Source organism: Pseudomonas sp. NPDC087185 (genome assembly GCF_044744955.1).
Classification (GTDB): domain Bacteria; phylum Pseudomonadota; class Gammaproteobacteria; order Pseudomonadales; family Pseudomonadaceae; genus Aquipseudomonas.
Genome location: NZ_JBIUZK010000004.1, coordinates 29,177 through 53,785 on the forward strand (window position 1 = coordinate 29,177; position 24,609 = coordinate 53,785).

At 63.3% G+C, this 24,609-nt stretch carries 21 protein-coding genes and 1 pseudogene; 12 read left to right on the forward strand and 10 right to left on the reverse strand.

Annotation, left to right across the window (positions count from 1 at the left end; translation table 11 throughout):
- The first annotated feature begins 48 nt into the window (after window positions 1-48).
- Window positions 49-1,395: a sigma-54-dependent response regulator transcription factor AlgB gene (gene algB, locus ACIPIJ_RS14655; protein WP_401077637.1), complete on the forward strand. Its 1,347-nt coding sequence runs from the start codon at window positions 49-51 to the stop codon at window positions 1,393-1,395.
- Entirely contained in the window at window positions 1,392-3,170 is a 1,779-nt protein-coding gene (locus tag ACIPIJ_RS14660; RefSeq protein ID WP_401077638.1) for a KinB sensor domain-containing domain, read from the forward strand. Before algB ends, ACIPIJ_RS14660 begins: the two co-directional genes overlap by 4 nt.
- Window positions 3,171-3,241: 71 nt before the next feature.
- Here the strand turns inward: ACIPIJ_RS14660 and ACIPIJ_RS14665 are convergent, their stop codons facing one another.
- The 7 genes and pseudogenes from ACIPIJ_RS14665 to ACIPIJ_RS14695 form a co-directional block, all read right to left on the reverse strand.
- Window positions 3,242-4,861, reverse strand: coding sequence for an EAL domain-containing protein (locus ACIPIJ_RS14665; RefSeq protein WP_401077640.1), 1,620 nt, complete (start codon window positions 4,859-4,861; stop codon window positions 3,242-3,244).
- 72 nt (window positions 4,862-4,933) lie between these two features.
- The gene (locus tag ACIPIJ_RS14670; protein WP_401077641.1) at window positions 4,934-5,710 is read right to left on the reverse strand and encodes an N-acetylmuramoyl-L-alanine amidase; all 777 of its coding nucleotides are present in this window, start codon (window positions 5,708-5,710) and stop codon (window positions 4,934-4,936) included.
- Window positions 5,711-5,775: 65 nt separating this feature from the next.
- On the reverse strand, window positions 5,776-7,761 hold the full coding sequence (locus ACIPIJ_RS14675; protein ID WP_401077643.1) for a diguanylate cyclase: 1,986 nt from the start codon (window positions 7,759-7,761) through the stop codon (window positions 5,776-5,778).
- A 102-nt stretch (window positions 7,762-7,863) separates the two neighbouring features.
- Window positions 7,864-8,696: pseudogene (locus ACIPIJ_RS14680) on the reverse strand (endonuclease/exonuclease/phosphatase family protein).
- Between the two features lie 34 nt (window positions 8,697-8,730).
- Window positions 8,731-9,366 (reverse strand): thiol:disulfide interchange protein DsbA, encoded by a 636-nt coding sequence (gene dsbA / locus ACIPIJ_RS14685; RefSeq protein WP_401077645.1) that lies wholly within the window; start codon window positions 9,364-9,366, stop codon window positions 8,731-8,733.
- A gap of 152 nt (window positions 9,367-9,518) precedes the next feature.
- A complete protein-coding gene (locus ACIPIJ_RS14690; protein ID WP_401077647.1) occupies window positions 9,519-10,136 on the reverse strand; it encodes a c-type cytochrome in 618 nt (205 codons plus the stop codon).
- Window positions 10,137-10,167: 31 nt separating this feature from the next.
- Window positions 10,168-10,470 carry a c-type cytochrome gene (locus ACIPIJ_RS14695; protein ID WP_400802562.1) on the reverse strand — a complete coding sequence of 101 codons (303 nt, stop codon included), beginning with the start codon at window positions 10,468-10,470 and terminating at the stop codon, window positions 10,168-10,170.
- A 193-nt stretch (window positions 10,471-10,663) separates the two neighbouring features.
- On the opposite strand from ACIPIJ_RS14695, the gene yihA reads away from it, so the two are divergent.
- On the forward strand, window positions 10,664-11,296 hold the full coding sequence (gene yihA, locus ACIPIJ_RS14700) for a ribosome biogenesis GTP-binding protein YihA/YsxC (protein WP_401077649.1): 633 nt from the start codon (window positions 10,664-10,666) through the stop codon (window positions 11,294-11,296).
- Window positions 11,297-11,636: 340 nt separating this feature from the next.
- Here yihA and polA read toward each other — a convergent pair whose 3' ends face one another.
- Entirely contained in the window at window positions 11,637-14,384 is a 2,748-nt protein-coding gene (gene polA / locus ACIPIJ_RS14705) for a DNA polymerase I (RefSeq protein ID WP_401077650.1), read from the reverse strand.
- Window positions 14,385-14,458: 74 nt separating this feature from the next.
- Here polA and ACIPIJ_RS14710 point away from each other — a divergent pair, with 74 nt between their 5' ends.
- Entirely contained in the window at window positions 14,459-14,746 is a 288-nt protein-coding gene (locus ACIPIJ_RS14710; RefSeq protein ID WP_401077652.1) for a DUF2782 domain-containing protein, read from the forward strand.
- Between the two features lie 68 nt (window positions 14,747-14,814).
- Window positions 14,815-15,765, forward strand: a complete 951-nt coding sequence (locus ACIPIJ_RS14715) for a homoserine kinase (RefSeq protein WP_401077653.1) — start codon at window positions 14,815-14,817, stop codon at window positions 15,763-15,765.
- 50 nt (window positions 15,766-15,815) lie between these two features.
- Here the strand turns inward: ACIPIJ_RS14715 and ACIPIJ_RS14720 are convergent, their stop codons facing one another.
- Window positions 15,816-16,772, reverse strand: a complete 957-nt coding sequence (locus ACIPIJ_RS14720; RefSeq protein WP_401077655.1) for a zinc ABC transporter substrate-binding protein — start codon at window positions 16,770-16,772, stop codon at window positions 15,816-15,818.
- Window positions 16,773-16,790: 18 nt separating this feature from the next.
- On the opposite strand from ACIPIJ_RS14720, the gene zur reads away from it, so the two are divergent.
- From zur to ACIPIJ_RS14740, 4 genes are all read left to right on the forward strand, one after another.
- Window positions 16,791-17,276: a zinc uptake transcriptional repressor Zur gene (gene zur, locus ACIPIJ_RS14725; protein ID WP_401077656.1), complete on the forward strand. Its 486-nt coding sequence runs from the start codon at window positions 16,791-16,793 to the stop codon at window positions 17,274-17,276.
- Complete coding sequence (gene znuC / locus ACIPIJ_RS14730) at window positions 17,273-18,046, forward strand: zinc ABC transporter ATP-binding protein ZnuC (RefSeq protein ID WP_401077658.1); 774 nt, start codon at window positions 17,273-17,275, stop codon at window positions 18,044-18,046. Before zur ends, znuC begins: the two co-directional genes overlap by 4 nt.
- Entirely contained in the window at window positions 18,039-18,821 is a 783-nt protein-coding gene (znuB, locus tag ACIPIJ_RS14735; protein WP_401077660.1) for a zinc ABC transporter permease subunit ZnuB, read from the forward strand. Before znuC ends, znuB begins: the two co-directional genes overlap by 8 nt.
- Window positions 18,822-18,948: 127 nt before the next feature.
- Window positions 18,949-19,656, forward strand: coding sequence for a PA5502 family lipoprotein (locus ACIPIJ_RS14740; RefSeq protein WP_401077661.1), 708 nt, complete (start codon window positions 18,949-18,951; stop codon window positions 19,654-19,656).
- Window positions 19,657-19,722: 66 nt separating this feature from the next.
- Here ACIPIJ_RS14740 and katE read toward each other — a convergent pair whose 3' ends face one another.
- Window positions 19,723-21,867, reverse strand: coding sequence for a catalase HPII (gene katE / locus ACIPIJ_RS14745; RefSeq protein ID WP_401077663.1), 2,145 nt, complete (start codon window positions 21,865-21,867; stop codon window positions 19,723-19,725).
- A 227-nt stretch (window positions 21,868-22,094) separates the two neighbouring features.
- On the opposite strand from katE, the gene ACIPIJ_RS14750 reads away from it, so the two are divergent.
- The 3 genes from ACIPIJ_RS14750 (at window position 22,095) to ACIPIJ_RS14760 (ending at window position 24,608) form a co-directional block, all read left to right on the forward strand.
- Window positions 22,095-23,102 (forward strand): methionine ABC transporter ATP-binding protein, encoded by a 1,008-nt coding sequence (locus ACIPIJ_RS14750; RefSeq protein ID WP_401077664.1) that lies wholly within the window; start codon window positions 22,095-22,097, stop codon window positions 23,100-23,102.
- Complete coding sequence (locus ACIPIJ_RS14755; protein WP_401077666.1) at window positions 23,102-23,773, forward strand: methionine ABC transporter permease; 672 nt, start codon at window positions 23,102-23,104, stop codon at window positions 23,771-23,773. The genes ACIPIJ_RS14750 and ACIPIJ_RS14755 overlap by 1 nt, the downstream gene beginning before the upstream one ends.
- 64 nt (window positions 23,774-23,837) lie before the next feature.
- Window positions 23,838-24,608 (forward strand): MetQ/NlpA family ABC transporter substrate-binding protein, encoded by a 771-nt coding sequence (locus ACIPIJ_RS14760; RefSeq protein WP_401077668.1) that lies wholly within the window; start codon window positions 23,838-23,840, stop codon window positions 24,606-24,608.
- Window position 24,609 lies beyond the last annotated feature (1 nt).

Below are 24,609 nucleotides of genomic sequence, written 5' to 3' on the forward strand. Positions count from 1 at the left end.
CGATTTTTCCCACACTAAATGAAGATCTATCCCAAAGGAGCGCAGGAAATGGAATCAGCCCAGGACAAGCAAGGCCGCATTTTGCTGGTCGATGACGAGTCCGCGATCCTGCGCACCTTCCGCTACTGCCTCGAAGACGAAGGCTACAACGTGGCCACGGCCAACAGCGCCGCCCAGGCTGATGCCTTGCTGCAGCGCCAGGTATTCGACCTGTGCTTCCTCGACCTGCGCCTGGGCGAGGACAACGGCCTGGATGTGCTGGCCCAGATGCGCATCCAGGCGCCGTGGATGCGGGTGGTGATCGTTACCGCGCATTCGGCGATCGACACCGCGGTCGATGCCATCCAGGCCGGTGCCGCCGATTACCTGGTCAAACCTTGCAGCCCCGACCAGCTGCGCCTGGCTACCGCCAAGCAGCTGGAAGTTCGCCAGCTGTCGGCGCGCCTGGAAGCCTTGGAAGGCGAGGTGCGCAAGCCCAAGGACGGCCTCGACTCGCACAGCCCGGCGATGATGGCTGTACTGGAAACTGCGCGCCAGGTGGCCACCACCGATGCCAACATCCTCATCCTGGGTGAGTCGGGTACCGGCAAGGGCGAACTGGCCCGCGCCATTCACAGCTGGAGCAAGCGCGCCCGCAAGTCCTGCGTGACCATCAACTGCCCGTCGCTGAATGCCGAACTGATGGAAAGCGAGCTGTTCGGCCATACCCGGGGCGCCTTCACCGGCGCAAGCGAGAGTACGCTGGGCCGCGTCAGCCAGGCCGACGGCGGCACGCTGTTCCTCGATGAAATCGGTGATTTCCCCCTGACCTTGCAGCCCAAGTTGCTGCGTTTCATCCAGGATAAAGAGTACGAACGGGTCGGCGACCCGGTGACCCGCCGCGCCGATGTGCGCATCCTTGCGGCAACCAACCTGAACCTGGAAGAGATGGTCCGCGAAAGCCGTTTCCGCGAAGACCTGCTGTACCGCCTCAACGTCATCACCCTGCACTTGCCGCCGCTGCGCGAGCGCAGTGAGGACATCCTGACCTTGGCCGACCGCTTTCTCGCCCGTTTCGTCAAGGAATACGCACGCCCGGCGCGGGGCTTCAGCGAAGAAGCCCGCGCCGCGCTGCTCAACTACCGATGGCCGGGCAATATCCGCGAGCTGCGCAACGTGGTCGAACGTGCCAGCATCATCTGCCCGCAGGAGCGCGTGGAAATCAGCCACCTGGGCATGGGCGAGCAACCGGCGGGCTCAGCGCCGCGGGTGGGTGCGGCGCTGAGCCTGGATGAACTGGAACGCGCGCATATCGGCGCAGTGCTGGCCGCCAGCGACACACTCGACCAAGCCGCCAAGACCTTGGGCATCGATGCCTCGACCCTGTACCGCAAGCGTAAGCAGTACAACTTATGAGATGGCAAATGAAGCTGCGCACGCGGCTTTTCCTGAGCATTTCGGCGCTGGTGACCGTCGCCCTGCTGGGCCTGATGCTGGGCCTTTTCAGCGTGCTGCAGATGGCCACGGTTCAACAACAGTCGGTACGCGACACCACCCACGCCCTGGAAGTTGGCCTGAAACTGCGGCAGAACCTGGGCGAACAACTGACGTTGATCCTCGACGAAGACACCGCCCCGCAAAGCTTGCTAGCGCTGCAGGACAATTTCCAGACCCTGCTCAACCAGGGCCTGGAAAGCGGCGGCGAGCGCACCGGCTTCAGCAAGGCCAGCAGCAACTACCAGACGTTCCTTCAGGCCTACCGCGACAGCCCGGCGCCGGCCCGCAGCATGGGCATCGATCAGCCGCTGGGGGCTGCCTTCAATCAAGTCCGCACCGACCTGATCGACTCCCACAAGCAGGCCCTCGACCACATCACCCGCAGCGAAGAACACAGCCGTGACCGCGCCTTGCTGGTCAGCGGCGTGCTGGGCCTGATGGGCCTGGTGGTGCTGGTACTGGGTTTCATTACGGCGCACAACATTGCCCGACGCTTCGGCCAACCCATCGAAGCCCTGGCCAAGGCCGCGGACCAACTGGGGCGGGGCGACTTCGACGTCACCTTGCCGGTGACCCAGGCCATCGAACTCAATCAGCTGACCCGGCGCTTCGGACTGATGGCCGACGCCCTGCGCAAACACCAGGCAACGAATGTCGATGAACTGCTGGCTGGCCAGCAACGCCTGCAGGCCGTGCTCGACAGCATCGATGACGGCTTGCTCATCATCGACCGCCAAGGCCAGCTCGAGCACCTCAACCCGGTTGCCCAGCGCCAGCTCGGCTGGAGTAACAGTCGCGTCGGCAGCACCCTGGCCGAAGCCCTGCAACGCCCAGAGCTGGAGCAGCAGCTGCGCCAGGTGTTGCGGGGCGGCAGCCTGGATCGCCCGCCTGACGACCTGAGCATCGAGGTCGAGGACGAGTCACGCTTGCTCACCTACAGCCTGACCCCGGTCAGCCATCCGCAAGGGCCGATTCTTGGCGCAGTGATGGTGCTGCACGATGTCACCGAGCAGCGCGCCTTCGAGCGGGTGCGCAGCGAGTTCGTGCTGCGGGCCTCGCATGAACTGCGCACGCCGGTCACCGGCATGCACATGGCCTTCGGCTTGCTGCGCGAACGCGTGAAATTCCCCGCCGAGGCGCGTGAGAACGACCTGCTCGAAACCATCGGCGAAGAAATGCAGCGCCTGACCCAGTTGATCAACGACCTGCTCAACTTCTCGCGCTACCAAAGCGGGCTGCAAAAGCTAGAGCTCGCCCCGTGCGCCATCGACCAGTTGCTCGAACGTGCCCAGACGCGCTTCAGCGAACAGGCCTCAGTCAAGCAGATCGACCTGATCATGGCGCTGGAGCCACCGCTGCCACGCATTCAGGCCGATATCGCCCAACTCGACCGCGTGCTCGACAACCTGCTGCACAACGCCATTCGCCATACCCCCAACGGTGGTCGCATCCGCCTGCATGCCAGGCGTCATGCGGAGCGGGTGATCATCAGTGTCGAGGACAACGGCGAGGGCATTGCGTACGGGCAGCAGGGGCGCATCTTCGAGCCCTTCGTGCAGGTCGGGCGTAAGAAAGGTGGGGCCGGGTTGGGCCTGGCGTTGTGCAAGGAGATCGTGCAACTGCACGGCGGGCGCATGGGGGTGTTCTCCCGGCCAGGGCAGGGCACGCAGTTCTACATGGCATTGCCGGTCTGACGCTGAGCACGGCCAGCTTCCACAAGACGACAGTTGCTCCCACAGGGAAATACGTTGCCCTTGAGGGTCAATCAGGGCTCATCATCGATACGCTGCCGGCGCACCTGCCGCCCACGCGTCACCAGCTCGACGAACTGCCGGGCATTGAGCGGATGGGCGAACAGCCAGCCCTGGCCATAGTTGACGCCCTCGCTGTTGAGCAGTACCGCCTGCGCTTCGCATTCGATGCCCTCGGCGATCACCCGCAGATGCAGGTCATGGGCCATGCGAATGATATGCGGGGCCACGCCACTGCTGGCGGCATCATGCCCCAGTGCGTCGATGAAAGCCTTGTCGATTTTCAGGCAGTCCACCGGCAGGGTTTGCAGGTAGGCCAGGCTGCAGTAGCCAGTGCCGAAGTCATCGATCAACACCTGGTGCCCCACCGAACGCAGGGCCTGCAGGTTGTCACGGGCTACCACCACGTCGATCAGCCCGCGCTCGGTGACTTCGAAGGCGATCTGGCTGGCCGCTACCCGGTGCAGCGCCAGCAGCCGTGCCGCGACCCGGCCAATGCGCGGCACCATGACATCACAGGCGGCGAGGTTCACCGAGATATACAGGTTGCGGTGCGAGCGCAGTAGCTGGCCCAGTTGTTCCAGCACACGCTGCAGCACAAAATCGGTGATCTGGCGAATCTGCCCGGTGTTTTCCGCCAGCGGGATGAACAAATCTGGGCTGGTCAGTGTGCCATCCGGGCGCCGCCAGCGCACCAGGGCCTCTGCCCCCACGCAGCGCCGGCTGTCGAGCTCCATGATCGGCTGGTACAGCACCTGCAATTCGCCGCGGCGCAGTGCATTTTGCAGCTCCGAGCTCATGGAGCGGCGTTGCAGGATCAGCTGCAGCACCAGCCAGCCGATGCAGCAGGCCGCCAGCACGCTTCCGGGGAACAGCAGCCAGAGCATGCCATTCATCCGCAGCGGCAGGCTGGCACGCGGGGCGATCAGCACCAGTTGGTAGTCCGGCGATTTGGTCGGCATGCGGTACACAAGGCGGTCACGCAGTTCAAAGAGTGAACCCTGGCTGGGCGGCGGCCAGTCGGTAGCCGGAGGCCAAGGTTGCGGCGGGCCCAGCACAGGGATCGCCCGAGCACCATTGTCGAGCACCACCAGCAAGCTGCCTCCCGGCGGCAGGTCGACCACATCGGTGAGATGACCGCGCGAGGTCGAAACGAGGAAGTTGCCCCGGGCAAGCATCAACGCCGCGAGGTTCTCGTTGGGTTCGGTCGTGGTGTTGAGCCAGTAGCTGTAGGTCGGCCCCTGGATATCCGGAGCCCGCGTGGGCACGAACGCCCTGGCCCCGCCGCGGTTGGAGCAGGCGACACTGGCATCGACATAAGCTGCTTCATAGATGAAGCGTGAGCCTAGCCCGACCTGCTGCAGTTCGGCCAGCATCGCCGGGCTGCAACCACGCAGCGGCTGTGCCTGCAAATCATCGACGCCCTCACGCAACTGGCCGAAAACCTGTTCGAGGCGGTCGAGAAAGCGCTCGCCCTGGGCATTCATCTGCGCGCTCTCGCTCTGCTTCATCTGCTGCAGGGCGATACCGATGCTGGCGGTCAGCAACACCGCGGCGCTGGCCAACGCTGCCAAGGAGGCCAGCATCCAGGGGCGGTAAAAAAATTGGCGCAGAGCAGTTATCAGGGACGACATGGGCAGCATCCAGTTGATTAACAAGGTATAGCAACTGGAATGAGAATCGCCACGGTCGTTTGACGAATGACCTTATCGCATGCTGTTAAGCACCTGCAGCATGGCCGCTGTCTGGGCATCCGGTGTGCCGTCGAAGCGCTGGGGCCGGAAGCGCATCTGGAAGGCCGCGATCACGTGGCGGGTGGCGACATCCAACTGCCCGGTCTGCTCGACCGCATAGCCGAAGCGAGCCAGTGCTTGCTGGTACCAGCCGATGCTCGGCGGATTGACGTTGAAGTACGCCTGCTGACGCGCCACGGCATTGGCATCGGGCCAGATGCCAAGCCCCGCATCGGCCAGGCGCTTCCACGGGAACAGGGGGCCGGGATCGAGTTTGCGCAAAGGGGCGATGTCGCTGTGGCCGATGATGTAGCGCGGGTTGATGTTGTTACGCTTGACGATATCCTTCAGCAGCGCAATCAACGACTGGATCTGCGCTTCGCTGTAGGGATACCAGACGCGGCCATTGGGGGTGGTGTCGAAGCCTGGGTTGACGATCTCGATGCCGATGGAGCTTGAGTTCAGCCAGGTACGCCCATCCCATTGGCTGTCGCCGGCATGCCAGGCGCGACGGCTCTCGTCGACCAGCTGGTAGACCGTGGCCGGGCCATCGCCGATCAGGTAATGCGCACTGACCTCACCCTGGGTGAGCAGCGCCAGCGAGCGCTCCAGGGAGGCGTTGGTGTAATGCAGGACTACGAACTGGATGCGGTTGTCTTGGTTGGCCGAGGGGTGGTTGCGATCGATCCGCAGGCCGGTCGAGCAGCCGGCCAGGACGATCAGCAAAAATGCAGAAAACAACGCTTTCATGGGAGGAGCCAGGGTGGTTTGCCAGTAACGCATTAGCATAACGTATGCGCACCCAGCCCACCCGTTCAGCTTTGTTCCACGCGGTTACGGCCCAGGTCCTTAGCCCGATACAGCGCCGCATCGGCACGCTTGAGCACCTGGTCACCACGCTCGCCTGAGCGGAATGTGCCCAAGCCGATGGACGCGGTGATCACCACCCGCTCACCCTTGAAGTGGAACGGGCAGGCCTCGATGGCAGCGCGCAGCACTTCGGCGACCTGAGCAGCGGCGGCCGGTGATGTCTGCGGCAGTAACAGAACAAATTCTTCCCCACCAAACCGGGCGATGAAGTCGCGCGCACGCAGGCGCTTGCGCAGTTGGTCGGCAACGATCTTCAACACCTTGTCGCCAGCCAGATGGCCATAACCGTCATTGATGCGCTTGAAGTGGTCCAGGTCGAGAATCGCCATTGCCAAGTGGCCACCGTTCTCCTGCCAGTCAAGCATTTCGCGCTCGACCTGCTCGGTCCAGGCCGCCCGGTTGGGCAGGCCGGTCAGCGGGTCGATCAGGGCCTTCTGCCGCTGTTCCTCAAGGTGCTCGCGGTAACCGAGGGCCTCCTGCTCCATGCTCGCTACCCGCTCGGCCAACCCTTGCAGGCGCCCGGCAAGCTCCTGCTCGCGGCGGTCACGCGCATGCTGGTGCTCGTCCATCGTCCCCAGCAGCCCTTCCAGGCGGTTTTCCAGAATGTGCTTGAGGCTGTCCACATCGGCCGCGCCCTGCACGCTGCTCTGCAGGCCATCGACCTGTTCACGCAACTGGCTGTCCAGCTCACGGGCGGCGGTAGTGTTGTCGGCATGCCCGGCGCTGGCTTCAAGCAGGTGGCTCTGGAAGCCTTCAAGGCGCTCGTTGAGTTGCTGCAGATAGGTCTCGAATTCATGCTGGCCACTGTCGGTGATCGCCAGCATGAGCACGGCCAGGTCATCGAGGACCGGGATCAGCTCGTACCAGTTCAGCCCGCGTGCGACGCGCTCGCGCATCTCCAGCGCCTGGGCTTTGTGGCGCTCCGGCAGGCTGAGGTCATCAAGCAGGCCGATCAGGGTTTGCTCGATGTGCGCGGCAACCTGGCTGTAGGGCGGTTCGACCGCGTCGGGAAGCGAGTAGGGGCCGTCTTCGCCGAAGGTTTCCTCGAGGGGCACCAGCGCGTCAGGTTGGGCTGGCGGCTCATCGGGCTGACTAGGCGGCTCTGGCTCGGCTGCCCAAGGCAGCGGCTTATCGGTATGTGCAGGTGCCGCCTCGAGGGCTTCGACATGGGCCGACGGCTGCGGCTCGGGCTCGGCGTCTACGATTACCGGCAGCTCGACAACGGGGGTTTCTGGCGCTTCAGTGGCGTGCTCAGCAACGGCTGGCTCTGCCAGCGGGCGCAATTCGTCGACATCCCGTGGCGGCAAGTCCACCAGCACGGGCCCATCCGGCAGTGGCTGCGGTTCAGCCTGTGCGACTGCCGGCACAGGTGCCGGTTCTGGTGCAGTTTCAGCCTGCTGCTCGCTGTCACGATTACCAAACAAGCGCTGCAAGAAGCCCGGCCTGGCGTCTTCATCCGGCCTGTCCAACGACGAAAGCGCGCGCCCCTGCAGCCCGCTGAGCTCACCCAGCAGTGGTGGTAATTCGCGCGATTGGCTGACCCCACCATCAAGCTTCTTCGCCAGTTTTTTCAGCGGGCGCGAAACTTCCCCCGGCAGCGGCAGGCTTTGCAGTTGGGTAACCAGCGCGGTCAGCGCATCGCTGACCTGAGTCATGCGGGTTTCGCGGCGCTGCTCGGAATCCAGCACGGCCTGTTCCAGGCGCGGGATCAACCCGGCCAGGCCGGCGTCCATATTGTCGCTGCGGATGACCTCGCGCATTTCCTTCATGCACTGGTCCACCACCTTGTCGCTGCCTTCAGCGGCCAAGGTACTGCGCACCAGGCCTCGGCGCAGCAGGTCGAGGCGCGCATTCCAGCGACGTTCGAGCTTTTCCTGCTGTTCGATGCTTTTAAGGTATTTTTCTTTCCAGCGCTCGGCTTCTTCGGTCATGCCTGGATCCGCGACGGGTGATGCATCTATTTATTGGGCTGTAATGACACGCTGTCGGCGCGCTGCTCGAACACTTGAGGGCTCGGCTACACGCCTGCTGATCTAACTCAAGACCGGCAGCGTATCCACAGTCAGTGCATCAGGCAATCGGATCTCTACGGCAACCGGAAGATGGTCGGAAATCGGCTGCGCCAGCACCTCGACGCGTTCCAGGGTCAGGCTTGGGCTGAGCAGGATATGGTCCAGGCAACGTTGCGGGCGCCAGCTGGGAAACGTGGCTTCGACCTGGGGTGCGATCAGGCCCAGATCGCGCAGGGGAGAGTGGTCGAGCAGGTCGTTGGCATGGGTGTTCATGTCGCCCATCAACACCTGATGGCGATAGCCGCCAATCAGCTCACGAATGTAGGCCAGTTGGCGAGCGCGGGTCTTGGCACCGAGCGCCAGGTGCATCATGACCACGATCAGCGCATCCTCGCCCTCGCCGAAGCGCACAAGGATCGCGCCGCGTCCAGCAGGGCCCGGCAACGGGTGGTCTTCAAGCAGTTGCGGCTTGAGGCGGCTGAGCACGCCATTGCTGTGCTGGGCAAAGCGCCCGAGGTTGCGGTTGAGCTGCTGGTACCAGTAGGGGAAGCCGCCCAGATGGGCCAGGTGCTCCACCTGATTGACGTAGCCCGAGCGCAGGCTGCCGCCGTCGACCTCCTGCAGGGCCACCAGGTCGAAGTCGCTGAGCAGGTCGCCGATTTTCTGCAGGTTGCCGGCACGCCCGGTGTGTGGCAGCAGATGCTGCCAGCTGCGGGTCAGGTAATGGCGATAACGCTCGGTACTGATGCCGACCTGAATATTGAAGCTCAGCAGCCGCAGGCGACCATCTTCCGGCAGGCCGTTGGCCTGCAGAAGGTGCTCGTTGACCTGCGGCTCATGCAGGCCAATGCCACGCGCGGTTCTGAAGCGGCGCATGGGGTTCGCCGCTTACTTAGCGGCGCGCTCCTTCTCGATCAGCTGGTCGGCAACGTTCAGCACGCCTTCCGGGCCTTGAGCGGTGCCAAGGTCGAAGCGGTACTTGCCGTTGACGACCATGCTCGGTACGCCGGTGATTTCGTACTTCTTCGCCAGTTCCTTGGCCTGGTTGACCTGGCCTTTGATGGCGAAGGAGTTGAAGGTGGCGAGGAACTTGTCCTTGTCCACGCCTTGAGTGGCGAGGAAGTCGGCCATCTCGTCAGGTTTGGTCAGGCGCATGCGCTTGTTCTGAATGGCATCGAACACTGCCGCGTGAACCTTGTGCTCCACACCCATGGCTTCGAGGGTCAGGAACATCTGGCCGTGGGCATCCCACGGGCCGCCGAACATGGCAGGCACGCGCTTGAAGTTGACGTCCTTGGGCAGCTTCTCGACCCATGGGTTGATCACCGGCTCGAAGTGGTAGCAGTGAGGGCAGCCGTACCAGAACAGCTCGACCACTTCGATCTTGCCAGGGACGGATACCGGAACAGGGTTGCTCAGCTCGAGGTATTCCTTGCCGGCCGTAGCAGGCTCCGCAGCCTGAACGGCGGCCATACCGAATACGCTGGCGGCGACCAGCGCAGCGCTGAGAATCAGTTTACGCATGCTTTACTCCTGAGCAGTCATTGGTCGCCTCGACGCGACCTGTATTGAGACAGGTCGGGAAGGGCCCGAGTTCTGTAGTGTACCGGCTGCGGACTGAAAAAAGGGCGGTCCGCGCCGCCCTTTCATCTTTAGCGTGCAGCATTAACCGAATGTTAATGCAGGCCCTGGATGTAGCTGGCCAACGCTTCGATGTCGTGGTTGCTCAGCTTGCCGGCAATGGTGCGCATGGTCATCGCGTCACCGTCGTTGGTGCGGTTGCCTTCGCGGAAGTCCGTGAGTTGCTTGGTCACGTACTGCGAGTGCTGCCCGCCCAGGTGCGGGAAACCGGCGAGGGCGATGCCGGCGCCATTGGGCGAGTGGCAGCCGGTACAGGCGGGCATGCCTTTTTCCAGGTCGCCGCCGTTGAACAAGGCACGGCCACGTTCGACCAGCTTGGGATCGGCGGCGCCAACGCTGCCTTTCTGGCTGGAGAAGTAGGCGGCAATGTCGGCGAGGTCCTGATCATTGAAATTGGCCAGCATGCCGGTCATCTCCAGCACGACGCGCTTGCCCGACTTGATTTCGTGCAGTTGTTTTTCCAGGTAACGCTGGCCCTGGCCGGCCAGTTTCGGGAAGTTCGGCGCCAGGCTATTGCCGTCGGGGTTGTGGCAGGCACCACAGACGGCAGTCTTGGCCTGGCCGGCGGCGGCATCGCCTTTGATAGGTTCCGCAGCAGTGGCCGCACCTGCGACACCCATGGTCAACAGCAGACTCACGACTAGTTTGTTCATCAGCTAATCCAACACGGCTAAGGGTGAAATGTTATGTATCGGGACTGCCGCTCATCCAAAGGATGACCAAACGGTAGTCCTCGGCACTGCAGTCCATGCACAATCCACGCGGCGGCATAGCCTTGAAACCCTGAGTCACATGCGCCATGAGTACCTCCATGCCTTGCGCCAGCCTTGGCTCCCAGGCTGCCCGGTCACCCCTCTTGGGCGCCTGTGGCAACTGCCCGGCGTGACAGGCCGCACACGTGCGGTTGTACAACGCCTCGGGATCCTGTGTAGCCTGTGCGCTGAAAAACGGCAGGAACATACCGACAGCTAGCAGCCATTTCGCCATGCGGAACGACCTGACAGGGTTGGGGGACGCGCTGCGTTCTGATGCGCGAGCTATTGTTCGACACCCCATGCCCATTCTCCTTCGCTGGGATAATGAGCACACAAAAACTGGGGCATTATATACTTCCGCCATCCAAACGGAAACGACACCGCTTGCCAGCCTAGGCTTTGGCAACACCCACATCGGATATCCCATGCAAGTCAAGAACCCCATCCTCGGCCTCTGCCAGAAAGCCACATTCGCCCTCAGCGCTGCCAAGGTCGAACAATGCCCGGACGACCAGGGTTACGAGGTGGCTTTCGCCGGCCGTTCCAACGCCGGCAAATCCAGCGCCCTCAACACCCTGACTCATGCCAGCCTGGCGCGTACCTCGAAAACCCCAGGGCGCACCCAGCTGTTGAATTTCTTCAGTCTGGACGATGAACGGCGATTGGTCGACCTGCCGGGCTACGGATATGCAAAAGTCCCGATCCCGCTCAAGCAGCACTGGCAGCGCCACCTGGAGGCCTACCTGGGCAGCCGCGAGTGCCTGCGCGGCGTGATCCTGATGATGGACGTGCGCCACCCGATGACCGACTTCGACAAGATGATGCTCGACTGGGCCCGCGCCAGCGGCATGCCGATGCACATCCTGCTGACCAAGGCCGACAAGCTGACCCATGGCGCTGGCAAGAACACCCTGCTCAAGGTGCAGTCGGAAATCCGCAAGGGTTGGGGGGATGGCGTGACCATCCAGCTGTTCTCTGCACCCAAGCGTTTGGGGCTCGAAGAGGCCTACCGCGTGCTGGCGGGTTGGATGGAGCTGGAAGACAAGCCAGCAGCCTGAGGGCATGACCTGTTGCCTGTGGGAGCGGGCTTGCCCACAGGCCCGAGGTCAAATTCCGGGCAAAAAAAACCCCGGACTTCGTATGGGGAGGGGGAAGTTCGGGGTCCAAGTCTGGACCGCTAGGGCGGGGTCCAGGTATCTGCCAACACTTAACACAACATAGGAGCATCGAAGGGCTTCACCAGCCATTCAGTTACTCTGAGTTCCACTTCACCGTTTTAGTTCCGAAGCCCTCAAAACTATTTGCGATAGTTTCATGAAACCGTAGAACTAATAGCATCGAGCCATGCCAGGATCCGCGTCGCTACGTCGCAGATCCTACACAGGTTTCGCAGCTCAATCAGTGAGCTTCGTCCCAATTCGAGCCAACACCCACTTCAACCAGCAGCGGCACATCCAGTTGCGCGGCACGGCTCATGTGCGTGCGGATTTCATCTTTCACCTGCTCGAGCAGGTCTTCACGCACTTCGAGCACCAGTTCATCGTGCACTTGCAGGATCACCCGGGCGTCCAGCCCGCTCTCGCTCAGCCAGTTGTCCACGTTGACCATCGCCCGCTTGATGATGTCGGCGGCGGTACCCTGCATCGGCGCGTTGATCGCCGTGCGCTCGGCGCCCTTACGCAGGGCCGGGTTCTTCGCGTTGATGTCCGGCAGGTACAGGCGGCGGCCGAACAGGGTCTCGACGAAACCTTGCTCGGCGGCCTGGGCGCGGGTGCGCTCCATGTAGGCCAGCACGCCTGGGTAACGGGCGAAGTAGCGGTCGATGTAATCCTGCGACTGCTTGCGATCGACGCCGATCTGCTTGGCCAGGCCAAAGGCGCTCATGCCGTAGATCAGGCCGAAGTTGATGGCCTTGGCGCTGCGGCGCTGGTCGGTGGTGACCGCTTCCAGGGCCACGCCGAACACTTCTGCGGCAGTGGCGCGGTGCACGTCCAGGTCATTGCGGAAGGCGTGCAGCAAGCCTTCATCCTTGGCCAGGTGGGCCATGATACGCAGCTCGATCTGCGAATAGTCCGCCGCCAGCAGCTTGTAGCCTGGGCTGGCGACAAAGGCCTGGCGAATGCGCCGGCCCTCGGCGGTGCGGATAGGAATGTTCTGCAGGTTCGGGTCGCTCGACGACAAACGCCCGGTGGCAGCCACGGCCTGCTGGTAAGACGTGTGGATGCGCCCAGTGCGCGGGTTGATCTGCCCCGGTAGCTTGTCGGTGTAGGTGCTCTTGAGCTTGCTCAGGCTGCGGTACTGCATCAGTACCTCGGGCAGCGGGTAGCCTTGTTCGGCCAGTTCGTCGAGTACCGCTTCGGCCGTCGACGGCTGCCCCTTGGCGGTCTTGCTCAGCACGGGCATGCCGAGCTTGTCGTAAAGGATCGAGCCTAGCTGCTTGGGCGAGCCAAGGTTGAATACTTCGCCAGCCAGCTCGTAGGCGCGGCGCTCGAGGTCGGCCATTTTCACGCCCAGCTCACCGCTTTGCACCTGCAGCAACGCAGCATCGACCAGCGCACCCTGGCGCTCGATCTTGGCCAGCACCGGCACCAGCGGCATCTCGATGTCCATCAGCACCGGCTGCACGCTCGGCGTCTGCGCCAGGCGGGCCTGCAGGGCCTGGTGCAGGCGCAGGGTGATGTCGGCATCCTCGGCCGCGTACGGGCCGGCCTTGTCCAGGTGAATCTGGTTGAAGGTCAGCTGCTTGGCGCCCTTGCCGGCGATGTCCTCGAACGAGATGGTGGCGTGGTCGAGGTACTTCTGCGCCAGGCTGTCCATGTCGTGACGGGTGGCGGTGGAGTTGAGCACGTACGACTCGAGCATGGTGTCGTAGGCCACGCCCTGCATCTGGATGGCCGGCGAGCCATTGGCGAGGATGTTGATGTCGTACTTGGCGTTCTGCCCGACCTTGGCCTTGGCCGAGTCTTCCAGCAGCGGCTTCAGGGCCAGCAGCACGGCTTCACGGTCCAGTTGAACAGGAGCCCCTTCGTAGTCGTGGGCCAACGGTACATAGGCCGCTTCATGGGCTTGTACAGCGAAGGACAGGCCAACCAGTTGCGCCTGTTGCGCATCCAGGCTGGTGGTCTCGGTGTCGAAGGCGAACAGCGGCGCCTGGCGCAGCTTTTCGAGCCAGGCATCAAAGCGTGCCTGGTCGAGAATGGTCTCGTACTTCGGCTCGACCTTTTCCGCAGGCGCCTCGGCCGGGGCAATCTCAGCGCCAGCCCTGGCGGCGTCGCGCTGTACGTCGGCAACCCAGCTTTTGAATTCCATTTCGTTGTACAGCGCCAGCAGCGCTTCGTGGTCTGGCTCGCCACACACCAGCGCATCCACTTCGATATCCAGCGGCACGTCGAGCTTGATGGTCGCCAGCTCGTAGGACAGGAACGCCGCGTCGCGGTGCTCTTCCAGCTTGGCCGGCAGGGTCTTGGCGCCACGGATGGCCAGCGTCGGCACCTTGTCGAGGTTGGCGTACAGGTCGCTCAGGCCACCGCCGATACCCGTCAGCAAGCCTACTGCGGTTTTTTCGCCAACACCGGGTACGCCCGGGATGTTGTCGACCTTGTCGCCCATCAGGGCAAGGAAATCGATGATGTGTTCCGGGCCAACGCCGAATTTCTCGTGCACGCCAGCGACGTCCATCACGCTGCCGGTCATGGTGTTGACCAGTGTTACGTGGCCGTCCACCAACTGCGCCATGTCCTTGTCACCGGTCGAGATGATGACTGGCCGCCCCTGGGCTGCACTGCTGCGCGCCAGGGTACCGATCACGTCGTCGGCCTCTACGCCTTCGACGCACAGCAGCGGGTAGCCCAGCGCCTTGACGCTAGCGTGCAGCGGCTCGACCTGCACACGCAGGTCGTCCGGCATGCTTGGGCGGTTGGCTTTGTACTCGGCGAACATGGCATCGCGGAAGGTGCCGCCCTTGGCGTCGAAGACCACCGCGAACAGGCTGTCGGGGTATTGCTTGCGCAGGCTCTTGAGCATGTTCAGCACACCCTTGACCGCGCCGGTGGGCATGCCCTTGGAGGTGGTCAACGGCGGCAGCGCGTGGAAGGCGCGGTAGAGGTAGGAGGAACCGTCCACCAGGACGAGGGGCGCTTGGCTCATGAGCAGAATCAACCTTTTCGGCGGGTCCGGAGCTAGAATAGCCGGATCAATGACGACAAAGGGACAAGGTTATCATGCGTACACTCAATCGCCTGTTACTGCTCGGCCTGATGGCAACCATGCCAGTCGTCACCCTGGCGGCGGAAGACGCCCCCTCGGCAGATCCCGAGGTGACCATTCGCACGGAAGGCGATAAAACCATCCAGGAATACCGCCAGAACGGCTTCCTGTATGCGATCAAGATCACGCCGAAAAACGGCAAGCCTTATTTTCTGGTACGCGCCGATGGCTCTGATGGCAATTTCATTCGTTCCGACCAACCGGACATGCTGATTCCGTCCTGGAAGATCTTCGAGTGGTAATCTGACGCGTATCTCCACATCAACCTGGCACTTCCCGGCGGAAGTGCCCGTATGGGCATTTTTTCATCATGTCAGTCTTCACCCCCGTGACCCGGCCTGAGCTGGAAACTTTTCTGGCGCCGTACCAGCTGGGCCGTCTGCTCGACTTCCAGGGCATTGCCGCCGGCACCGAAAACAGCAATTTCTTCGTCAGCCTCGAACAGGGGGAGTTCGTGCTGACGCTGATCGAGCGCGGGCCCAGCGAGGACATGCCGTTCTTCATCGAGCTGCTCGACACCCTGCACGCCGCCGACATGCCGGTGCCGTACGCCATCCGTGACCGGGACGGCAACGGCCTGCGCGAGCTGTGCGGCAAGCCGGCGCTGCTGCAGCCGCGGCTGTCTGGCAAACATATCAAGGCGCCGAACAACCAGCACTGCGCCCAGGTCGGCGAGTTGCTGGCGCACATCCACCTGGCCACCCGGGGCAAGGTCATTGAGCGCAAGACCGACCGCGGCCTGGACTGGATGCTGGCCTCCGGCGCCGAGCTGATGCCGCGCCTCACCGCCGAACAGGCCGCGCTGCTGCAGCCGGCACTGGACGAGATCACCGCGCACAAGGCGCAGATCCTGGCCTTGCCACGGGCCAACCTGCATGCCGATCTGTTCCGTGACAACGTGATGTTCGAAGGCACTCACCTGACCGGCGTGATCGACTTCTACAACGCCTGCTCGGGGCCGATGCTGTATGACATCGCCATCACCGTGAACGACTGGTGCCTGGATGAACACGGCGCAATCGATGTGCCCCGTGCCCAGGCGCTGCTGGGAGCCTACGCGGCGCTGCGGCCGTTCACTGCGGCCGAAGCCGAGCTGTGGCCAGAGATGTTGCGGGTAGGGTGCGTGCGCTTCTGGCTGTCGCGCCTGATCGCAGCGGAGTCCTTTGCCGGGATGGATGTGATGATCCATGACCCGAGCGAGTTTGAAGTGCGTTTGGCGCAGCGCCAGCAGGTGGCATTGCACCTGCCGTTCGCCTTGTAACCGAGGCGGCCCCTTCGCGGGCTTGTCCCGCGAAGGGTCCAATAAAGACCCTAGAGCTGCTCCAGGCACCCAACCAGGTCACCGCCCAGTTTATCCAGCAAGCGCTCGTAGCCCTTGGCATCCACCGGGTCAGTGCCACCCAAGGCATCCAGCTCCGCCAACCGCACCGGCAACCCAGCCGTCAGCGTCTCGGCCAACCGCGGCCGCAGCGGCGGCTCGCTGAACACACACGTCTTGCCCACTTCCTGCAGGCGCTTGCGCATCGCCGCGACATGCTGCGCGCCTGGCTGCACTTCGGCCGCCACGCTGAATACGCCGGTGTGCTTCAGGCCATAGGCCGACTCGAAGTAGTCGAAAGCTTCGTGGAACACGAAGTACGGTTTGTCGGCAATCCCCGCCACCCGTGCCTTGATGCGTGCATCCAGGGCATCGAGGCGCCCGGTGAAAGCCTTCAGGTTGCTCTGGTAGCGCGCCGCATGGGCAGGGTCCGCTGCCGTCAGGTCCGCCGCCATTTTCGCCGCGATCACCCGGGCGTTCACCGACGACAGCCACAAGTGCGCATCGAGGCTGCCCGGGCGGTGATCGTGGTCATGATCGTCGTGGTCCTCACCCTCATGGGAATGGCTGTCCTCGCCGAAGTGGCGCAGCTTCATGCCCGCCAGCGACTGCACGGCCACGGTCGGTTTGCTGCGGCTGCCCAACACCCGCGGCAGGAAGCTCTCCATGTCCGGGCCGATCCAGTACAGCAGGTCGGCATCGCCGACGCGGCGCACATCGGATGGACGCAGGGCGTAATGGTGCGGCGAAGCGCCTGGGGGCAGCAGCACTTCGGGGCTGCCAACCCCATCCTGCACGGCGGCGGCAATCTGCTGCAGCGGTTTGATACTGGTCAGCACACGCACGTCGGCCTGCGCCGAGCAGGCGATGAAAGCGACAAAAAGCACAAGGAATCGGGACACGGTGAATACTCGACTCGTCAGAAACAGGTAACATAATAACGTCTCCATCCAGAACCGTCGCTGCCCATGTCCATCACGCCGCTGGCTCACCGTCCCCACGATCATTCCCATTGCGTGCACAGCGCGCTGGCCGAGGCCGAGGTGCTGTGCACCCGCCAGGGCCTGCGCCTGACGGCGCTGCGCCGGCGTGTGCTGGAGCTGGTGTGGCAGAGCCACAAGCCGCTGGGGGCGTACGACATTCTCGCCGTGCTCAGCGAGCAGGACGGCCGCCGCGCCGCGCCACCGACCGTTTATCGGGCGCTGGACTTCCTGCTGGAAAATGGCCTGGTGCACCGCATCGCCTCGCTCAACGCCTTCATTGGTTGCAGCCACCCGGAGCATGCGCACCAGGGCCAGTTCCTGATCTGCCGCGAATGCCACGTGGCCATCGAGCTGGAGCAGGACAGCATCAGCGACGCGATCATCGCCAGCGCCAAGGGCGTGGGTTTCAGCGTCGAAACGCAGACGGTGGAAATCGTCGGCCTGTGCGGCAACTGCCGGGGCGCGGCATGAGCGACGCATTGATCCGCCTTGAACACGTCGGCGTCACCTTCGGCGGGGAAGCGGTGCTCGACAGCATCGACCTGTCGGTTGCGCCCGGCCAGATCGTCACCCTGATCGGCCCCAACGGCGCGGGCAAGACCACCCTGGTGCGCGCCGTGCTTGGGCTGCTCAAGCCGCATCGCGGTACGGTCTGGCGCAAGCCCAAACTGCGCATCGGCTACATGCCGCAAAAAATCCAGGTGGACGCCACGCTGCCGCTGTCGGTGCTGCGCTTTCTGCGCCTGGTGCCCGGTGTAGACCGCGCGGCAGCGTTGTCGGCACTGCAGGAAGTCGGCGCCGAACAGGTCATCGACAGCCCAATCCAGACAATTTCCGGCGGCGAAATGCAGCGCGTGCTGCTGGCCCGGGCGCTGCTGCGCGAACCCCAGTTGCTGGTGCTGGATGAGCCGGTGCAAGGCGTCGACGTCGTCGGCCAGACCGAGCTGTACAACCTCATTACCCGCCTGCGCGACCGACACGGCTGCGGCGTGCTGATGGTCTCGCACGACCTGCACCTGGTGATGAGCGCCACCGACCAGGTGGTCTGCCTGAACCGCCATGTGTGCTGCTCCGGCCACCCCGAGCAGGTCAGCAACGACCCGGCCTTCGTCGAACTGTTCGGCCAGAACGCGCCAAGCCTGGCCGTCTACCACCACCATCACGACCACAGCCACGACCTGCACGGTTCGGTGGTCGCCCCTGGCACCCATGTTCACGGAGACCACTGCAAGCATGGCTGATTTTCTTCTCTACGCCCTGCTCGCGGGTCTTTCCCTGGCGTTGGTGGCGGGCCCGCTCGGCTCCTTCGTGGTGTGGCGGCGCATGGCCTACTTCGGCGACACGCTCTCGCACGCCGCCCTGCTGGGCGTGGCCATGGGCTTTGTGCTGGACGTCAGCCCCGCACTGGCAGTAACCGTGGGCTGCCTGCTGCTGGCGATCCTGCTGGTGACCTTGCAGCAGCGCCAGCCTCTGGCTTCTGACACTCTGCTCGGCATCCTCGCGCCCAGTACCCTGTCGCTGGGCCTGGTGGTGCTGAGCTTCATGCACGACGTGCGCATCGACCTGATGGCGTACCTGTTCGGTGACCTGCTGGCCATCAGCACCACGGATCTGGCCTGGATCCTCGGCGGCAGCGCGCTGGTATTGCTGCTGCTTGCAGCCCTGTGGCGGCCGTTGCTGGCGGTGACCGTGCACGAGGAACTGGCCACGGTGGAAGGCTTGCCGGTGGCCGGCCTGCGTTTGGCGCTGATGCTGCTGATTGCCGTGGTGATCGCCGTGGCCATGAAGATCGTCGGCGTGCTGCTGATCACCTCGTTGCTGATCATCCCGGCGGCTGCGGCGCAACGTCACGCGCGCTCACCCGAACAGATGGCGCTGGGTGCCAGCCTGCTGGGGGTGACCGCCGTATGCGGCGGCCTGGCGATGTCATGGTTCAAGGACACCCCGGCCGGCCCATCGATCGTGGTCTGCGCGGCGGTGCTATTCTTGCTGAGCCTGGCCCTGCCAAAACGCTGAAAACCGGGGTGCGCCACGGCGTGCCCTGCAACCTTTTGGCGGGTAAAGGGTCTGTAAGACTTGTTTTCGAGCGTGCGCACCTGGGTGTAGACTTGCTCGCTTTTTGCGCAAATAGAGAGTCGCAGGAATGAAGCCGTTCGCATCCCGTTATCTGCTTGTTGCCGCGTTTTCCCTGTTCCTGGCCGCGTGTACCCGCGCGCCGGTCGAGCAGGCCAGTGCACCTGCCCAAGCCGATGCCTGGCAGCAGCTGCAGCAAAGTATTACTACCAATGAACTGGCCACCGCCGAGGACCAGCTCGCCGCATTGCAGGCGCAATCGCCTGATGATGGCCGCCTGGAGCCCTATCAGCGGCAGTTGGCCGAGGCATACCTCAAGCGCAGCCAAATCGTCCTGCAGAAGGGCGATGTCAACGCTGCTGCCACCGCGCTGGCACGCGCTCGTGCCCTGATGCCGCAGGCGCCTGCCGTAACGGGTGGGGACGCCGTGACCCAGGCGCGCAAGGCTGAGCTGGAAAAGGCCGAGGCTGCCTTGAAGGCTGCCGAGGCCAAGCCCAAGGCGCGAGTGATCGACCCGACTGCGCCAAGCACCGTGATTGCGCTGAAGACCACGGATATCGCAGCCATGCGCCGTCAGCTCGATGAAATTGCCAAGGACGTGGTGAATTATCAGTGCCACGTGGTGTTCCAGGTTCCGCGTACCGAGGACGCGCCGTGGCTGAAGAACCTGCTGGAGAAGCGGGTTCACAAGATCGACAGCGGCTTTGAGCTGAAGCAGAAGCACGAGATTCAGCGCAAATTGCCGGCCCAGGTGGTGCTGGTCCCGCATCAGCGCTGAATGCTTCGCGGGCAGGCCCGCTCCCACAATGCCTGTGGGAGCGGGCCTGCCCGCGAAGCGGTCTGATCAGGCTGGCACCGCTTCTGCAGCCGCTTCCCGCTCCCAGACTCGATGTCCCTCGACCGCTTTGACGAAGGCATCCACCGCCTTCTGGTCATCCCCCAGCAACAAGCCCTTGTCCTCCTTGAGCCCCAAGCTACCCAGCAATGCCTTCGCCTCCTTGGCCAACACGATGGCTTTCAGATGCTTGTAGCCCTCCAGCAGGAAGTGCTTGGCCACGCCGCTGGCGCCCAGGGCATCGATCGACGCCTTGCCGCCCGCAACAACGATCCCGTCGAACATCACCGATGGCATGCCTTCAATCGACGCATCCACCGGCAATGCCTTGCCATCCGCCGCCTTGACCGGTGCCGAAGAGGGCCCCAGCAACATGGGCCGGGCGCTTTGCGCCTGCAATGCCTTGACCAGCCTGTCGACACTCGCCGCATCCACGCCATCGGCCACCAGCACCGCAATCTTGCGCCCCTTGATGCCAACATCCCCGGGGTGGTTCATCTGGCTCAATGCCTTGGACTGCGCGGGCTTGCTGCCTTTCACCTGGACCGTGCCCTGCTTGGGCGCCGGCAACCCGAGGTTGGCCGCCACCGCCGCCGCCAGCTTCAGGTCGATATTGGCCAGGATCTCGTTAACCTCGCGAACGCGGATCGCTTCACGCTCCACCTTGCCCAGCTCGAAACTGTAAGCCTTGATGATGTGCTGCTGCTCGGTCGGGCTCATGCTTTGGAAGAACAGCCGCGCCTGCGAGAAGTGATCACCGAACGACTCGCTGCGCTGGCGGATCTTGTGTGCCTCGATGCGCTCCTGATAGCTCTCGAAGCCGCCATCCTGGGCCGCCGGCGGGGTTTCCCGTGGCCATCCGCCATCGATGGAATTGGGCTCGTACGCGGCGCGGCCCTTGTCGATGGTCATGCGGTGCATGGCATCGCGCTGGCTGCTGTGGTTCGGCGCCACCGGGCGGTTGATCGGGATCTCGTGGAAGTTCGGCCCGCCCAGGCGGCTGATCTGCGTATCGGTGTAGGAGAACAGGCGGCCCTGCAACAGCGGGTCATTGCTGAAGTCGATGCCCGGCACGATGTGCCCTGGGCAGAAAGCAACCTGCTCGGTTTCGGCGAAGAAGTTGTCCGGATTGCGGTTGAGCACCATCTTGCCCAGCGGGGTAACCGGCACCAGCTCTTCGGGGATAAGCTTGGTCGGGTCGAGCAAGTCGAAGTCGAACGCGTGCTCGTCGGCTTCGGGCACGATCTGCACGCCAAGTTCCCATTCCGGGTAGTCACCGGTCTCGATCGCATCCCACAAGTCGCGGCGATGGTAATCAGTGTCCTTGCCCGCGAGCTTCTGCGCTTCGTCCCACAGCACAGAGTGCACGCCCTGGCGCGGTTTCCAATGGAATTTGACGAAGCTGGCCACGCCTTGCGCGTTGATCAGGCGGAAGGTATGCACGCCAAAACCTTCCATCATCCGCAGGCTTCGTGGGATGGCGCGGTCGGACATGGCCCAGATGACCATGTGCGCCGATTCTGGCACCAGCGAAACGAAGTCCCAGAACGTATCGTGGGCAGAGCCGCCGGTGGGCATCTCATTCTGCGGTTCAGGTTTTACCGCATGCACGAAGTCGGGGAACTTGATCGCATCCTGGATGAAGAATACCGGCATGTTGTTGCCAACCAGGTCGAAATTACCCTCATCGGTATAGAACTTGACGGCAAAGCCGCGCACGTCACGTACCGTGTCGCCCGAGCCACGCGGGCCCTGTACGGTGGAAAAACGCACAAACACCGGGGTGATCTTTTCCGGGTCTTGCAGGAAACCGGCCTTGGTCAGCTCGGCATGGTTACCGTAGCTCTGAAAGAAGCCATGGGCCCCGGTACCGCGGGCGTGGACGATGCGCTCGGGAATACGCTCATGGTCGAAGTGGGTAATCTTCTCACGCATGATGAAGTCTTCGAGCAGCGACGGCCCACGTGCTCCGGCCTTCAAGCTGTTCTGGTTATCGGCGATCTTCACGCCCTGGTTAGTGCGCAGGGCCTGGCCGGTGGCATCGCTGCGGAATGCCTCCAGGCTCTGCAATTTGGCGTTGGTGTTGGCGCGGTCGGGGGTCTGGGTCCCAGCGGCCTCACTCTGCTTGGGCGCGTCCGGTTTCTTGCTGGGCATGGTCGGCTCTCCTCATCAGTCTTCAGGCGTGCCCGATTCGGGCTTGTTTCAGTAGTGACTGGAGGGCTTCGCCGAGCGTTCAATCAGGATTACCAGTTGTCGTGTTATGCCCGTTGGATTGGACCATTACGAAATAAATGCTAAGAACAGCTATGGGAAAAGGCTAAAATGCGCCACCCCAGCCAACCGCTGACCCCAATTTCCATGCGCCCCACAAGGTTCGCTACGTGATCGAGTTCCAACATGTACACAAGACCTACCGCGTCGCCGGTAGGGAAATCCCCGCACTGAATCCGACCAGCCTGACCATCGAAGACGGCCAGGTGTTCGGCCTGATCGGCCATTCCGGTGCCGGCAAAAGCACCCTGCTGCGCCTGATCAACCGCCTGGAAGAGCCTTCCGGTGGCAAGATCATCGTCGACGGCGAAGACGTCACTGCGTTTAACGCCACCCAGCTGCGCGGCTTCCGCCAACAGGTCGGGATGATCTTCCAGCACTTCAACCTGCTGGCGTCCAAGACCGTCGCCGACAACGTCGCCCTGCCGCTGACCCTGGCTGGCGAGCTGTCGCGCAGCGAGATCGACAAGCGTGTCACCGAGCTGCTGGCCCGCGTCGGCCTGCAAGACCACGCCAAGAAATACCCGGCGCAATTGTCTGGCGGCCAGAAGCAGCGCGTCGGCATCGCCCGCGCCTTGTCCACCAACCCGAAGATCCTGCTGTGCGACGAGGCCACCAGCGCCCTCGACCCGCAGACTACGGCATCGGTGCTGCAACTGCTGGCCGAGATCAACCGTGAACTGAAGCTGACCATCGTGCTGATCACCCACGAAATGGACGTGATCCGCCGGGTCTGCGACCGCGTGGCAGTGATGGATGCCGGCCAGATCGTCGAGCAGGGCTCGGTGGCCGAGGTGTTCCTGCACCCGCAGCACCCAACCACCAAGCGCTTCGTCCAGGAAGACGAGCAGGTCGACGAAGGCGAGCAGCGCGACGACTTCGCCCACGTACCGGGCCGCATCGTGCGCCTGACCTTCCAGGGCGACGCCACCTACGCGCCGCTGCTGGGCACCGTGGCCCGCGAAACCGGTGTGGACTACAGCATCCTCGCCGGGCGTATCGACCGCATCAAGGATGTCCCCTATGGCCAGCTCACCCTCGCCTTGATCGGCGGTGACATGGAAGCGGCGTTCGCCCGCTTCAAGGCAGCTGACGTACATATGGAGGTACTGCGTTGATGGACGCCCTGAATTTCTTTGCAAACGTCGACTGGGCCGAAATCTGGCTGGCCACCATCGACACCATGATCATGCTGTTCGGCTCGCTGTTCTTCACCGTGCTGCTGGGCCTGCCGCTGGGCGTGCTGCTGTTCCTCTGCGGCCCGCGGCAGATGTTCGAGCAGAAGGGCGTGTATGCGCTGCTGTCGCTGATCGTCAACATTCTGCGCTCGCTGCCGTTCATCATCCTGCTGATCGTGATGATCCCGTTCACCGTGCTGATCACCGGCACCTCGCTGGGTGTCGCCGGCGCCATTCCGCCATTGGTGGTGGGTGCCACGCCGTTCTTCGCACGCCTGGTGGAAACCGCCCTGCGGGAAGTGGACCGCGGCATCATCGAAGCCACCCAGTCGATGGGCGCCACCACCCGCCAGATCATCACCAACGCGCTGCTGCCGGAGGCACGCCCGGGCATCTTCGCGGCCATCACCGTCACGGCCATCACCTTGGTGTCGTACACCGCGATGGCCGGTGTGGTTGGCGCTGGCGGCCTGGGTGACCTGGCCATCCGCTTCGGCTACCAGCGCTTCCAGACCGATGTGATGGTAGTCACCGTGGTGATGCTGCTGGTGCTGGTTCAAGTGCTGCAGAGCGTGGGCGACAAACTGGTCGTGCATTTTTCCCGTAAGTAACCCCAATGGGGTCGGCCCGGCCGACCCGTTCGGGGGCCGTCGCGGCCCTCACAAGGAGTGATTCATGAAGAAGCTGCTTGCTGTCGCTGCCGCCATGGCGGCCTTCTCGGCCCACGCCGGTGACCTGACTGTCGCCGCTACCCCGGTGCCGCACGCCGAGATCCTCAATTTCGTCAAACCGCAGTTGGCGAAAGACGGTGTAAACCTCAAGGTGAAAGAGTTCACCGACTACATCCAGCCGAACGTACAGGTTGCCGAGAAGCGCCTGGACGCCAACTTCTTCCAGCACCAGCCGTACCTGGATGAGTTCAACAAGGCCAAGGGCACTCACCTGGTTAGCGTTGCCGGCGTGCACATCGAGCCGCTGGGCGTGTACTCGGCCAAGATCAAGAAGCTCGACGAGCTGCCGTCCGGCGCGACCGTGGTCATCCCCAACGACGCCACCAACGGCGGCCGTGCCCTGCTGCTGCTGGACAAGGCAGGCGTGATCAAGCTCAAGGACAACAGCAACATCCTGTCGACCGTGAAGGACGTTGCCGAGAACCCGAAGAACGTGAAGTTCCGTGAGCTGGAAGCGGCGACCATCCCGCGTGTGCTGACCCAGGTCGATGCCGCCCTGATCAACACCAACTATGCGCTGGAAGCCAAGTTGAACCCGGAAAAAGACGCCCTGGCCATCGAGGGCAGCGACTCGCCGTACGTGAACATCCTGGTTGCCCGCGCGGACAACAAGGACTCGGAAGACATGAAGAAGCTGGCAGCTGCGCTGCACTCGCCTGAGGTGAAGCAGTTCATCACCGAGAAGTACAAGGGCGCTGTGGTGCCGGCGTTCTAAG

What these genes read in the sequence shown, in the direction of transcription:
- algB (WP_401077637.1), top strand. Translation starts at nt 49, where the DNA reads ATGGAATCAGCCCAGGACAAGCAAGGCCGCATTTTGCTGGTCGATGAC.
- ACIPIJ_RS14720 (WP_401077655.1), bottom strand. Translation starts at nt 16,772, where the DNA reads ATGGAGACGTTATTATGTTACCTGTTTCTGACGAGTCGAGTATTCACC.
- katE (WP_401077663.1), bottom strand. Translation starts at nt 21,867, where the DNA reads ATGCCCAGCAAGAAACCGGACGCGCCCAAGCAGAGTGAGGCCGCTGGG.
- ACIPIJ_RS14760 (WP_401077668.1), top strand. Translation starts at nt 23,838, where the DNA reads ATGAAGAAGCTGCTTGCTGTCGCTGCCGCCATGGCGGCCTTCTCGGCC.
- ACIPIJ_RS14695 (WP_400802562.1), bottom strand. Translation starts at nt 10,470, where the DNA reads ATGGCGAAATGGCTGCTAGCTGTCGGTATGTTCCTGCCGTTTTTCAGC.
- polA (WP_401077650.1), bottom strand. Translation starts at nt 14,384, where the DNA reads ATGAGCCAAGCGCCCCTCGTCCTGGTGGACGGTTCCTCCTACCTCTAC.
- ACIPIJ_RS14665 (WP_401077640.1), bottom strand. Translation starts at nt 4,861, where the DNA reads ATGTCGTCCCTGATAACTGCTCTGCGCCAATTTTTTTACCGCCCCTGG.
- ACIPIJ_RS14710 (WP_401077652.1), top strand. Translation starts at nt 14,459, where the DNA reads ATGCGTACACTCAATCGCCTGTTACTGCTCGGCCTGATGGCAACCATG.
- dsbA (WP_401077645.1), bottom strand. Translation starts at nt 9,366, where the DNA reads ATGCGTAAACTGATTCTCAGCGCTGCGCTGGTCGCCGCCAGCGTATTC.
- ACIPIJ_RS14670 (WP_401077641.1), bottom strand. Translation starts at nt 5,710, where the DNA reads ATGAAAGCGTTGTTTTCTGCATTTTTGCTGATCGTCCTGGCCGGCTGC.
- zur (WP_401077656.1), top strand. Translation starts at nt 16,791, where the DNA reads ATGTCCATCACGCCGCTGGCTCACCGTCCCCACGATCATTCCCATTGC.
- ACIPIJ_RS14715 (WP_401077653.1), top strand. Translation starts at nt 14,815, where the DNA reads ATGTCAGTCTTCACCCCCGTGACCCGGCCTGAGCTGGAAACTTTTCTG.
- ACIPIJ_RS14690 (WP_401077647.1), bottom strand. Translation starts at nt 10,136, where the DNA reads ATGAACAAACTAGTCGTGAGTCTGCTGTTGACCATGGGTGTCGCAGGT.
- ACIPIJ_RS14740 (WP_401077661.1), top strand. Translation starts at nt 18,949, where the DNA reads ATGAAGCCGTTCGCATCCCGTTATCTGCTTGTTGCCGCGTTTTCCCTG.
- ACIPIJ_RS14675 (WP_401077643.1), bottom strand. Translation starts at nt 7,761, where the DNA reads ATGACCGAAGAAGCCGAGCGCTGGAAAGAAAAATACCTTAAAAGCATC.
- ACIPIJ_RS14755 (WP_401077666.1), top strand. Translation starts at nt 23,102, where the DNA reads ATGGACGCCCTGAATTTCTTTGCAAACGTCGACTGGGCCGAAATCTGG.
- ACIPIJ_RS14660 (WP_401077638.1), top strand. Translation starts at nt 1,392, where the DNA reads ATGAGATGGCAAATGAAGCTGCGCACGCGGCTTTTCCTGAGCATTTCG.
- yihA (WP_401077649.1), top strand. Translation starts at nt 10,664, where the DNA reads ATGCAAGTCAAGAACCCCATCCTCGGCCTCTGCCAGAAAGCCACATTC.
- znuC (WP_401077658.1), top strand. Translation starts at nt 17,273, where the DNA reads ATGAGCGACGCATTGATCCGCCTTGAACACGTCGGCGTCACCTTCGGC.
- znuB (WP_401077660.1), top strand. Translation starts at nt 18,039, where the DNA reads ATGGCTGATTTTCTTCTCTACGCCCTGCTCGCGGGTCTTTCCCTGGCG.